Source organism: Corynebacterium sp., assembly GCF_030532195.1.
Lineage (GTDB): Bacteria > Actinomycetota > Actinomycetes > Mycobacteriales > Mycobacteriaceae > Corynebacterium.
The window spans coordinates 1-10,703 of the sequence record NZ_JAUNLP010000017.1 but is presented as its reverse complement, the minus strand read 5'-3'; the positions used below and the strand labels follow the sequence as shown (position 1 = coordinate 10,703).

Here is a 10,703-nt window from a genome sequence, read left to right as displayed (position 1 = left end):
TAGCGCGCCGCCCTGTCACGGCGGAGGTCGCGGGTTCAAGTCCCGTCAGGGTCGCAATATAAACCGGAGTTGCTCAAACTTTTACAAGGTAGAGCATCTCCGGTTTTTTGTTTTTGATTTTTCTTTTTGCCTTTGTCTGCTTCGTCGTCGCTGGATGGTCAATTTAGCAGTCGTCGAGCAGCGTGGTTCGCGTAGCTTCCGACTTCTCGGAAGAAGCGGCGCCGATGCACCGGACCAGATTGTTGGCGCCATGTCGGATGGGCACGTGTTTCTACTGAAAATACATATTGTGAACTGCTGATTTGCTTACATTCAACAGTGTTCTGTACAGTTACATCTCGTGCGCAGCGCTGGCATGTCCAGTAAGTTGAGCACGGCGATAAGGCCCTGTGGCGCAGTTGGTTAGCGCGCCGCCCTGTCACGGCGGAGGTCGCGGGTTCAAGTCCCGTCAGGGTCGCCACTTGATTAATTTCAAGTATGGCCAGATAGCTCAGTCGGTAGAGCGTCCGCCTGAAAAGTGGAAGGTCAGCGGTTCGATCCCGCTTCTGGCCACAATTAATCCCCAGTCCGGTTCCGGGCTGGGGATTTTTTCTGCGTCATTTAAGGGTCTGTGAATAGCGCTAATCGTTGTTTTGGGGCTCAGCCACGCCCAGCCACGGCCAGCCACGGCTTGCGCAACGGGGATGGGGCGCTGGGGCCGTCGTAAAGCGTAATGAAGGTCTTGGCGGTGAATGAGACGCAATAAAGTGGGGGAAACTAAACCGTCTATCCCAGCTAACGGATAGGATGTTGACCATGAGTAAGGAATTCGCCTCGGCAGGAACGCTGTCCCACGATAAAACTCTGCCGTGGGTCGTGCGCATTTTTGTCTATACGGATGCTGCGGGAAGTCAGAAGGCCGCAGACAAGATTCGCGGAGTTCTTGCGGAGCTGATCCCGGAGCAAGAAGTTAACGTCTATGAAGATGTGATGCCGGACGTGGGGCGTACCTCGTCATTGGCTGATTTGTGGGCTGAGGCGAATCCCGGCGAGGATCCGGGGGAGCGCAAGCGCTACCGCATCAGCGTGGTGGCGCCGGGGCTCTCGCATGCGGAGATGGCGGATTTGGCTGCACCGCTGGCAGAGGCCATCAGCCCGGGCTGGACCGCGGGCGAGGCGGCGGCGAAGGTCAAGAATGGCGACGTGCCGTGTCGTGTTGCTGTCGGGCGTGCCGACGAGCACCCAGGCGAGCCACCGCTGGTACAGAATTAACCCTGCTTCTAGCTCGGCCTCGATTGCCTGCGAATCTTTTGGCCGAAAATTAATAACCGGAGTTCGGAATTTTTCGAAACTGGTCGATGTTGTGTGAGGTACATCGCTAAAGTCGTGCTTAAGCGCTTCGGCGACTTGTAATCAACACACATCCATTAACTCCAGGTAAGGAAGTGAGTCCGACTATGGCACACACGATTTCCCACGATGAGGCAGGCCAGCGGTACGTCATCATGGTCGAGGGGGAAGAGGCCGGTTTCGCGGCCTACACTCCGGTCGAAGGTGCACTGGACTTCGACCACACTGTGGTAGATAACAAGTTCCGTGGTCAGGGGCTGTCCAAGCCCCTAATCGCCGGCGCATTGGACGATGTCCGCAAGAACAACCGAAAGATTCGCACCAGCTGCTCGGCGGTTGCCAACTTTGTTTCGAAGAACCCGGAGTACCAGGATCTTCTCGCTGAGTAATGGCGACTAAAGTCTGGGATAGCGCAGGATAGAAAACCGCAAAAAGGCCGACCAATCATTTCCCAAGGCAGGGAAATGGCAGGTCGGCCTTTTGCTATGTGGTGCCTTCAGCTGTGCAGTAACTTTGCTTTCTCAGCGATTAAATGAAGTCTCCGTCGCCCTGGACGTACTCGGCGGGATCCCATAGTGCCTTGTGCTCGTCAGGCTTGGCGGGGCGCACGCGACCTGGAATGCCGACAACAATCGAGTTCGGTGGGCAGCTATGAGTGACAACCGAGTTGGCGCCGATGGATGACCCCTCACCAAGAGTGATGGGGCCGAGCACCTTAGCGCCGGCACCAACGGTGACATTGTCCTCCAAGGTGGGGTGGCGTTTGACCTTTTCCAGCGAGCGACCACCGAGAGTGACTCCGTGGTAGAGCATGCAGCCGTCACCGATTTCTGCCGTCTCCCCAATGACGATGCCCATGCCGTGGTCGATGAAGAACCTGCGCCCAATTGTGGCGCCGGGGTGAATCTCAATGCCGGTCAACCAGCGCGAAATCTGTGACACGACGCGTGCAATGCCCTTGAAAGCGCCGCCGCGCTGCCAGAGGCGGTGGGAGAATCGGTGAATCCAGATTGCATGTAGTCCGGAGTAGACAAGGGCATTTTCTACATCACCACGTGCAGCTGGATCATGCGCCCGGGCATTGTCCAGATCCTCCTTGAGGATTCGGAAAAACTCACTCATGGGCATTAATCCTAACTGGTAATAGTGGTGAACAAGGCAAAACCCGCTTGCCGGCGAAAATTTGCCAGCTAGCGGGCTTTATGGAGAGAGCAGCTCAGTTTAATTAGTCGCGCAGATCCTCGTAGAGAACAGAGGAGACGTAGCGCTCGCCAAAGTCCGGAACAATAACGACGATGTTCTTGCCTTCGGCCTCCGGGCGGGCTGCAACCTCAAGTGCGGCCTTGATATTGGCACCAGCGGAAATGCCGCCGAGAATACCCTCGGCTGCAGCGACCTTGCGGGAGGTCTCAATTGCATCTTCGTTGGTAATCGCAATGACTTCGTCGAGAAGCTCCTGATCGAGAACCTCTGGGATGAAGTTTGCGCCAAGCCCCTGAATCTTGTGCGGGCCAGCGGTGCCCTCGGTCAGCAGCGGGGAAGCCTTCGGCTCAACGGCAACCAGCTTGACGTCGGAATTGTGCTTCTTCAGTGCACGGCCAGCGCCGGTGATGGTGCCACCGGTGCCGACACCGGCGACGAGGTAGTCGACCTTGCCGTCGGTTGCTTCCCAAATTTCCTCACCAGTGGTGGCCTCGTGGATTGCCGGGTTGGCCGGGTTGCCGAACTGGGAGGCGAGAATTGCGTTTTCGGTGTTGGCGACAATTTCGTTGGCCTTGTCGACTGCGCCGCGCATGCCATCAGCACCAGGGGTGAGAACCAGCTCAGCGCCAAATGCGCGCAGGACGACGCGACGCTCCTGGCTCATGGTGTCCGGCATGGTGAGAATAACCTTGTAGCCGCGGGCTGCGCCGACCATAGCAAGGGCGATACCGGTGTTGCCGGAAGTACCTTCAACAATGGTGCCGCCCGGCTTCAGCTCGCCGGAGCGCTCAGCGGCATCAATAATGGCGTTACCAATACGGTCCTTGACCGAGTTGGCCGGGTTGTAAAACTCCAGCTTGGCGATAACATTGCCCGGCAGGCCCTCGGATACGCGGTTCAGCTTAACCAGCGGGGTGTTGCCGATTAGTTCAGTGACATCATTGTAAATAGTCATAATTCTTATCCATTCCGGAAATCGCAGAAGACTTCCTAATGAGTATCGGTACGTAGGCGTAGTCTACGCCCCTTCGTCCAATTAGTACAGACCAGTTCGTCTATTTTGCAACCAATTTGTTGTCATAATCGAATACTCAAATGTTCAAGCGAACGTTGTACCCTCCAAAATGAGGGTGAATAATCTTAAAATTTCTTAGAGAGGTTATTCTGAGTCGTGGTTTACGGTGACCGGGAATACCTTGTAAATAGGCAGCGGCCCTCGCCACTGTGATTGGGTCCGATTGTTGCATTGACCTGCATTGATTGGGGCATCATGCCATAACCACTCGAGGACAAAAGCTTCGGGGAAGGGGCGTGACGCTTGATGAAAAGCTGTGTTTTTCTTTGCCCATAAGCCAGGAGACCGACCGTAAACCAACCAGCCCGCAACAGCGGGTTGGCAGTCGAACGGCGCCGTCGAGGTGAGTGGCGTCGTAGAAAGAAAATAATTCTCATGCACATTGCAGAGGGATTTCTCCCTGTTACACATTGCATCGGATGGGGAGTCGCTGCAGCTCCTTTTGTTATCCATGGCGCAGTCCAGGCGAAGCGCATTATGAAAGAGCATCCAGGCAGTGGCATGCTGCTCGGTGCAGCCGGTGCGTTCACATTCGTCCTATCCGCAATCAAGATTCCATCCGTCACCGGTTCGACCTCGCACCCAACCGGCACCGGCTTTGGCGCCGTCATTTTCAAACCGCCAGTCATGGCATTGCTTGGCTCTATCGTGCTGCTCTTTCAAGCAATTTTGCTGGCGCATGGCGGCATTACGACGATTGGAGCGAACGCATTCTCCATGGCAATTGTTGGGCCTTGGGTTGCCTATGGCGCATACGTGCTCACCCGCAAGCTCGGTGCAGGCCTTTTGACAGGTGTTTTCGTCGCCGCTTTCTTCGGAGATCTCTCCACCTATGCCGTAACCTCTGTTCAGCTTGCCCTGGCGCACCCAGCAAACCCGGGCGGCTTCAGCGGCGCACTCGCGACCTTCCTCGGGCTGTTCGCCGTCACACAGATCCCATTGGCCGTAATCGAAGCCCTAGTCACCGTCATCCTCGTGCGCACCCTGCTGTCTGTGGCGCACTCGGATCTCGCAGAACTCGGCTTCCTGTCTCGCTTCGGTGATGAGCCTGCACCTGCCCAGGCCAGCGCTCAGGAGGACACTGTGACTGGTGTTGCCAAATCGCAGGACAAGCCAGCTGCGTCCGTACCGAGTGATTCGCAGTAGCCGTCGACAAGCAAGAACCAGTGAAAGAGGCCACGACGATGAATGTTGATGACACCGCACAGACCACCAGCAAGCCGGCAGACAGCCAGCCGCGGAAGAACGCTTGGTGGGTGACGGCAATCCTGATTGCGGCAATTGCTGTAATCGCGATTTTCCCGCTATTTTTCAATAACGGTGATCCCGCGGCTGAAGAGCAGTTCGCAGGAACTGACGCGACAGCAACCGATACGATTACCGAAATTGATCCGGACTACAAGCCGTGGTTCGAACCACTAGTCGGTGAGCTGCCGGGCGAGGTTGAGTCCGGTCTATTTGCCCTGCAGGCTGGCATTGGTGCTGGTGTGCTGGGGTATGTCATTGGCTATTACCGAGGGAAGAGCAAGCCGCGCGAGGACAAGCGCGGCAATGAGCAGTGAATGCATTAGAAGCGGCAGCGGCGCGCAGTGCCTGGGCGCGTCGTAACGTCGGTGAAAAAATACTGCTTTTAGGTGGCCTGCTGATTTTGGCAGTGGCGCTGCCGCCCATGCCGTTTGCACCAATTATCGCGGTGATTGCATGGATTATTGCTTACATCGCCCGCGTTCCTCGGAAGCTATATGTGGCAATGGTATTCGCGCCGGCGGCGTTTGTGCTCGTCGGTGCGCTGCCATTGCTAGTGGCGCTGACTCCCGAGGGATTCATGTGGTCGCCCGATGGTCCGCAGCGTGTGGCTGAAGTTGTGCTGCGCTCCTTCGCGGGCATCAGCTGCACCATGGTGTTTGCGCTGACCACGCCTATATCGGAGCTGATCGCATGGCTGGATGATCACGGTTTTCCGCGGTATCTGACATATTTGGCAGAGGTTATTTACCGCATGACCGGTGTACTCATTCACTCCGCGCGTTCCATGTATGACGCGCAGGCACGCAGACTGGGACATGCATCGCGAAAGGCAATGATTCGTGACGCTGCAGCGCAGTCCGCTAGCCTTTTCGTCCAAGCGTTTACCCGTGCACGCCAGATGCAGCAGGGAATTGAACTGCGCGCGGACCCAAGCGCAATGAAGGTGCTGGTCATTTCTCGACCACGGCAAACCAGTTTTGTCGCAGTCTCGACTGCACTGTTGTTGGCGCTGATTGGGGCATGGGCATTGTTGAAATGGGGTGTGTAAAAATGTCTAATCCTGCTGATCGGGGCGGTTCAATCCTGCAGGCAGCTGGAATCGGCTACTCCTACGATTATCATCGTGTGCTCAGTGACGTGAGTCTGACTATTTCGCCGGGCGAGCGTCTTGCGCTGCTGGGTGCCAACGGATCGGGCAAGTCGACACTGCTGCGCACGCTCGCGGGGTCCCTCAAACCGGATGTCGGCGAGGTGCGCCTGGATGGGGCACCGTACAACTATTCCCGTAAGGGCCGTAACGAGGTGCGTCGATCCGTGCAGATGGTCACGCAAGATCCCGACGAGCAAATCTTCGCCGCCAGTGTGTTCGCAGATGTCTCCTTCGGGCCCGTCAATATGGGATTATCCCGCGAGCAAGTCGAGCAGCGTGTGCGGGAAAGCCTGGCTACCGCAGAAATCTCTGATTTGGCTGAGCGCGTGCCCCATCAGCTGTCCTATGGTCAGCGTAAGCGGGTCGCTCTCGCTGGCGCGCTGGCGATGCGCCCACGGGTTTTGCTACTCGACGAACCGTCGGCAGGCCTGGATCCGCAAGCGACGAGGAAGCTCGCGCATACCCTCAATCTGCTCCGCGAGCAGGGCACTGCCGTCGTGGTCGCCACACACGACATTGATTTCGCGTGGAACTTCGCCGACATGGCCGCAGTGCTTGCCGACGGTCAGTTGCGCGTCGGCAAAAAGGAAGAAATCTTGGCCGACAGGGCGCTGATCAAACATGCTCGGTTGGCTTTGCCGTGGGCGCCGTTGGTTTCCGCCATTGTTGGCCGTGAAGTGCGATACCCGGAAGATTGCGTGGATCTGGCGTAGGAAAAATAAAAAGCCGCGAAGTAACTAAGAAAACGCCCGCAGACAGGCACAGTGCCTTGGAATAAGGCCTAGAAATATGGCGAAGCTGTCGCATTTCTTCGCTTCCATTTCACGTCACACCTGTCCGCGGGCGCTTTTCGTGGCCAAAACACGATTGTGTTCCGGCGCATCAGGCAGGTATTCGGACTTACTAGCGAGCTTAAAAATAAGGAGATGACGACTGCCACATGCCAAAAAGGCTGCCAGGCAGAACCTTATTTACAAGTCTTCCTACTCTCCGCCGCTTCCCAAATTCTGGTTAAATCTAATGAACTCAGTGCACGTGGCGGATTTCGTTCCAGATTACCGCTGCGGGACAGTTCCGGATTTGCACCGTGGATTCCCTCTTGCGTCTGCTGACAATCAGTAGTGGATTCCTGCGTGGAGGACGCAGTAGCACATTGATTGCCAACAAAACCTGTTGCGCTGGCTACTTTACTGCAATCCTCTAAACGGGAGTAGGGCTTTGTCGGAAATGTCCGTATTGGGGGTAAAAGGGTATTTTTTACCCACGGTGAAGCACATTTCCACAGCTTAACTACGGTTCCGTAACTACCCCTGTGGCGTATTCTTAAGAAATACTCGGGTGTGAAAATCATCTTTGCCCAGGTGTTTTCTATGTGTACTTGTAGAGAAACCTAGTTGTTTCCTAAGATTATGTGACAGATGCCTTAATGCAGGTGTACCCGTTCGGAGGGTACTATCTACTTTGTACGGTTTACAGCCCCCGGAAAGGGTCAGCCGTGGCTCACGCCCCCGGCTACTTCGTTCCAGGGTTTGGAAACAGTTCGAAGCCACAGGCTGAAGGTGTTTCTTCGTAGAGCACCTCTTTAAAAGCTATTTTGCCCGTAACGCAGGAGGACGCGAGATGGATCCCCACCGCATTCTGGACGACAATGAAGTAATTAAGTCGTCCCTGGTCACCCTCAAGAATGCGACTGGTATTCCGGTCACTTTGTACGCGGAAGTCACCGACAATTCCAAGATGCAGATTAATCACTGGGTTGGTCTGCGTACCCCGGCGCTGCAGAATCTGACGGTTGAGTCGGGCGCAGGTGTCGGCGGTCGTGTGTTGGCGACGCGTCGTCCGGTGGGTGTCAGTGACTACCTGCGCGCAAAGGTCATTACGCACGAGTATGACGACAAGATTCGGGATGAGGGCTTGCACTCCCTCGTCGCTGTCCCGGTGATTGTGTCCCGTCTGGTCCGTGGCGTGCTCTACGGCGGCGTTCACTCCTCGGTGCGTCTGGGCGACAAGGTTCTTGAAGAGGTCACTATGACCGCCCGCTGCTTGGAGCAGGATCTCGCGGTTGTGGATGCCTGCCGCAATATGGATCGCTCCGGCAATGGCAAGGGCGGTCGCATCATGAATGGCGCGGAGTGGGAGCAGGTTCGCTCCACGCACTCCAAGCTGCGCATGCTCGCCAACCGCGTTGATGACGAGAAGCTCCGCCAGGAGCTCGAAGTTCTCTGTGATCAGATGGTTACTCCGGTGCGCGTGAAGCAGACCACCAAGCTGTCGGCTCGTGAGCTCGATGTGCTCGCCTGCGTTGCCCTCGGTCACACCAACGTCGAGGCTGCAGAGGAGATGGGTATCGGTGCCGAGACCGTGAAGTCCTACCTCCGCTCGGTCATGCGTAAGCTGGGCGCGCACACTCGCTACGAGGCCGTCAATGCCGCTCGCCGCATTGGTGCACTGCCGTAAATCCCCGCTTGACGACGGCGGCTTGCGGTAAAACCCTCAAGCGCCGTCAGTAACAGCTTCTTTAGCGTCGGGCTCCCCGATAGGCCTGTGAGCTTTTGCTTTCAGTCCTTTCTAGGACTCTTTTAGTCCTTGGGAGCGCGGCGCTTTTTCGCGTCCAATACCTTTTGACGCTCCTTCTCCCGCTGGCCGCCGGGCACCCATTTGACATCATTGCCGTCGTTGGCCACTCGGGAAAGAATAAACAGCAGGTCAGACAGACGATTGAGATACTTCGCCGGTAGAACTGAAGTGGTCTCCGGAAATTCTCGGCATGCAGTCCACGCAGCTCGCTCTGCCCGACGAGTAATCACTCGCGCGGTATGCAGCAGTGCTGCTGCAGGGGTGCCGCCTGGCAGGATGAAGGAGTCGAGATTTGGCAGCTTCTCATTGAACTGATCGCACCACTGCTCGAGGCGCTCGATGTATTCCGGTTCAATGCGCAGCGGCGGGTACTTCGGATTTTCCTCGATGGGCGTGGCAAGGTCGGCGCCGGCATCAAAGAGGTCATTTTGCACATAGCGGATGACCGCAGAAACTTCGTCGTCAAGCGTGCCGAGGCTTAGCGCCTGGCCGAGTGTGGCGTTGGCCTCTTCGCACGTGGCGTAGGCGATGAGGCGGGAATCGTCTTTGGGTACGCGGCTGAAATCGGAAAGTCCGGTGGTGCCGTCGTCGCCGGTACGTGTGTAAATGCGGGTCAAGTGAACGCTCATAGTTTCAAGCCTAAGCGCGATAATTCGAAATGTGGTTTTCTGGGGGAGTGGGAAATGAGCGTTTTCTGGTTAAAGGCGGAGCAACCCTGAACGGTCAGGTTCAGATTGCCGGGGCTAAGAACTCGGTGCTGAAGCTTATGGGTGCTGCTCTTCTTGCTGAGGGTACGACTGTTTTGACGAACTGCCCTGAGATTGACGATGTGCCATTGATGCAAAACGTCCTGGAAGGACTTGGCTGCACGGTGCATCGTGAGGGCGACCGAATTGAAATCACTGTGCCGAAACAGCTGTCGCACCATGCGGACTTCGATGCCGTGCGTCAGTTCCGTGCTTCGGTGTGCGTGCTGGGGCCGCTGACCGCGCGTACTCGTAACGCGATTGTGGCGCTGCCCGGCGGTGACGCGATTGGTTCGCGTCCACTGGACATGCACCAGGCTGGCCTGGAAAAACTCGGCGCGCGCACTTACATTCACCACGGCTGTGTTGTGGCGGAGGCCGACCGGCTGACAGGCGCGAATATCAAGCTGGACTTCCCGTCGGTTGGCGCTACCGAGAATATTTTGACCGCGGCGGTGCTGGCGGAAGGCCAGACCGTGCTGGACAATGCCGCACGTGAGCCCGAGATTGTAGACCTGTGCGACATGCTCGTGCAGATGGGTGCCAAGATTTCCGGAGCCGGATCCAACACCATCACCGTTGAAGGTGTGGAGGAGCTGCATCCGACCGAGCATAAGGTTGTCGGTGATCGCATTATCGCCGGTACCTGGGCTTATGCTGCGGCGATGACTGGCGGTGACATTACGGTGGTCGGTATCAATCCTAAGTACCTGCACCTTCCGCTGGAAAAGCTGAAGAACGCAGGCGCGCAGGTCGAGACCTACCCGCAGGGCTTTCGCGTGCGGATGGAAGGCCGTCCGCAGGGTGTGAATTACCAAACACTGCCGTACCCAGGCTTTCCGACGGACATGCAGCCCATGGCCATCGCTCTGTCTGCGGTATCCGAGGGAACCTCGGTGCTTACCGAGAATGTCTTTGAGTCACGCTTCCGATTTGTTGACGAGATGATTCGTCTCGGGACCGACGCGACTATCGATGGTCACCACGTCATGATTCGTGGCAAGGAAAAGCTGAGTTCCGCACCCGTGTGGTGTTCCGATATTCGTGCGGGAGCTGGGCTGGTGCTCGCTGGGCTGTGTGCCGAAGACGGAGATATCACCGAAGTGCACGATGTCTACCACATTGACCGTGGCTACCCAGGGTTTGTTGAAACCCTGAACTCGCTGGGCGCCTCGGTCGAAAGAGTCTCCGATTAGGGGATTAAAGGACTAAGGGAAAAGCCACCGCAAATCCTGTGCCGAGAACAATTTCTTGGCCATTACGAGCACAGCTCGACGGGATCGCGGTGGTTTTAGTCGTAGTGACCTGCAGTTTTGCCAATGTTGTGGGGTTGTGTGTAATGTATTCGGAGGTCAGCGCGGCTGGCTGGTTTACC

General features: G+C 56.6%; 11 protein-coding genes, 2 tRNA genes and 2 riboswitches. Of the genes, 10 read left to right on the top strand and 3 right to left on the bottom strand.

The features are described 5' to 3' along the window. Positions 1 to 383 precede the first annotated feature (383 nt). The 4 genes from Q4E11_RS10565 (at position 384) to Q4E11_RS10550 (ending at position 1,718) form a co-directional block, all read left to right on the top strand. Positions 384 to 460 (top strand) — tRNA-Asp (locus Q4E11_RS10565). A 19-nt stretch (positions 461 to 479) separates the two neighbouring features. Further along, positions 480 to 552: transfer RNA gene (locus tag Q4E11_RS10560), tRNA-Phe, on the top strand. Positions 553 to 795: 243 nt separating this feature from the next. Beyond that, positions 796 to 1,251, top strand: coding sequence for a hypothetical protein (locus tag Q4E11_RS10555; protein WP_303165636.1), 456 nt, complete (start codon positions 796 to 798; stop codon positions 1,249 to 1,251). Positions 1,252 to 1,436: 185 nt separating this feature from the next. After that, entirely contained in the window at positions 1,437 to 1,718 is a 282-nt protein-coding gene (locus Q4E11_RS10550; protein ID WP_303165634.1) for a GNAT family N-acetyltransferase, read from the top strand. Between the two features lie 139 nt (positions 1,719 to 1,857). On the opposite strand, the gene epsC is transcribed toward Q4E11_RS10550, so the two are convergent. Both epsC and cysK read right to left on the bottom strand, forming a co-directional pair. Then, complete coding sequence (gene epsC, locus Q4E11_RS10545; RefSeq protein ID WP_303165632.1) at positions 1,858 to 2,451, bottom strand: serine O-acetyltransferase EpsC; 594 nt, start codon at positions 2,449 to 2,451, stop codon at positions 1,858 to 1,860. A 103-nt stretch (positions 2,452 to 2,554) separates the two neighbouring features. Beyond that, the gene (cysK, locus tag Q4E11_RS10540; RefSeq protein ID WP_303165638.1) at positions 2,555 to 3,490 is read right to left on the bottom strand and encodes a cysteine synthase A; all 936 of its coding nucleotides are present in this window, start codon (positions 3,488 to 3,490) and stop codon (positions 2,555 to 2,557) included. Between the two features lie 204 nt (positions 3,491 to 3,694). After that, positions 3,695 to 3,916: riboswitch (cobalamin riboswitch) on the top strand. Between the two features lie 66 nt (positions 3,917 to 3,982). Between cysK and Q4E11_RS10535 the strand changes: the two genes are divergently transcribed. The 5 genes from Q4E11_RS10535 to ramA all read left to right on the top strand — a co-directional run bounded on the left by Q4E11_RS10535 (position 3,983) and on the right by ramA (position 8,462). Then, positions 3,983 to 4,753: an energy-coupling factor ABC transporter permease gene (locus tag Q4E11_RS10535; RefSeq protein WP_303165629.1), complete on the top strand. Its 771-nt coding sequence runs from the start codon at positions 3,983 to 3,985 to the stop codon at positions 4,751 to 4,753. A gap of 38 nt (positions 4,754 to 4,791) precedes the next feature. Continuing rightward, positions 4,792 to 5,169 (top strand): energy-coupling factor ABC transporter substrate-binding protein, encoded by a 378-nt coding sequence (locus Q4E11_RS10530; RefSeq protein WP_303165627.1) that lies wholly within the window; start codon positions 4,792 to 4,794, stop codon positions 5,167 to 5,169. Continuing rightward, positions 5,166 to 5,903 (top strand): cobalt ECF transporter T component CbiQ, encoded by a 738-nt coding sequence (gene cbiQ, locus Q4E11_RS10525; protein ID WP_303165625.1) that lies wholly within the window; start codon positions 5,166 to 5,168, stop codon positions 5,901 to 5,903. Before Q4E11_RS10530 ends, cbiQ begins: the two co-directional genes overlap by 4 nt. A 2-nt stretch (positions 5,904 to 5,905) precedes the next feature. Then, positions 5,906 to 6,718, top strand: a complete 813-nt coding sequence (locus Q4E11_RS10520; RefSeq protein WP_303165623.1) for an energy-coupling factor ABC transporter ATP-binding protein — start codon at positions 5,906 to 5,908, stop codon at positions 6,716 to 6,718. A 154-nt stretch (positions 6,719 to 6,872) separates the two neighbouring features. Beyond that, a riboswitch (cobalamin riboswitch) is annotated at positions 6,873 to 7,140 on the bottom strand. 485 nt (positions 7,141 to 7,625) lie between these two features. Further along, complete coding sequence (ramA, locus tag Q4E11_RS10515; RefSeq protein WP_303165621.1) at positions 7,626 to 8,462, top strand: acetate metabolism transcriptional regulator RamA; 837 nt, start codon at positions 7,626 to 7,628, stop codon at positions 8,460 to 8,462. 122 nt (positions 8,463 to 8,584) lie between these two features. Here ramA and Q4E11_RS10510 read toward each other — a convergent pair whose 3' ends face one another. Continuing rightward, complete coding sequence (locus Q4E11_RS10510; RefSeq protein ID WP_303165619.1) at positions 8,585 to 9,211, bottom strand: cob(I)yrinic acid a,c-diamide adenosyltransferase; 627 nt, start codon at positions 9,209 to 9,211, stop codon at positions 8,585 to 8,587. A 47-nt stretch (positions 9,212 to 9,258) separates the two neighbouring features. On the opposite strand from Q4E11_RS10510, the gene murA reads away from it, so the two are divergent. Continuing rightward, positions 9,259 to 10,524, top strand: coding sequence for a UDP-N-acetylglucosamine 1-carboxyvinyltransferase (murA, locus tag Q4E11_RS10505; protein WP_303165616.1), 1,266 nt, complete (start codon positions 9,259 to 9,261; stop codon positions 10,522 to 10,524). The last annotated feature ends 179 nt before the right edge of the window (positions 10,525 to 10,703 follow it).

Excerpts from the sequence above, each read along its gene's own strand:
- Q4E11_RS10555 (WP_303165636.1), top strand. The coding sequence starts at position 796 with ATGAGTAAGGAATTCGCCTCGGCAGGAACGCTGTCCCACGATAAAACT.
- Q4E11_RS10550 (WP_303165634.1), top strand. The coding sequence starts at position 1,437 with ATGGCACACACGATTTCCCACGATGAGGCAGGCCAGCGGTACGTCATC.
- epsC (WP_303165632.1), bottom strand. The coding sequence starts at position 2,451 with ATGAGTGAGTTTTTCCGAATCCTCAAGGAGGATCTGGACAATGCCCGG.
- Q4E11_RS10535 (WP_303165629.1), top strand. The coding sequence starts at position 3,983 with ATGCACATTGCAGAGGGATTTCTCCCTGTTACACATTGCATCGGATGG.
- Q4E11_RS10530 (WP_303165627.1), top strand. The coding sequence starts at position 4,792 with ATGAATGTTGATGACACCGCACAGACCACCAGCAAGCCGGCAGACAGC.
- Q4E11_RS10520 (WP_303165623.1), top strand. The coding sequence starts at position 5,906 with ATGTCTAATCCTGCTGATCGGGGCGGTTCAATCCTGCAGGCAGCTGGA.
- ramA (WP_303165621.1), top strand. The coding sequence starts at position 7,626 with ATGGATCCCCACCGCATTCTGGACGACAATGAAGTAATTAAGTCGTCC.
- Q4E11_RS10510 (WP_303165619.1), bottom strand. The coding sequence starts at position 9,211 with ATGAGCGTTCACTTGACCCGCATTTACACACGTACCGGCGACGACGGC.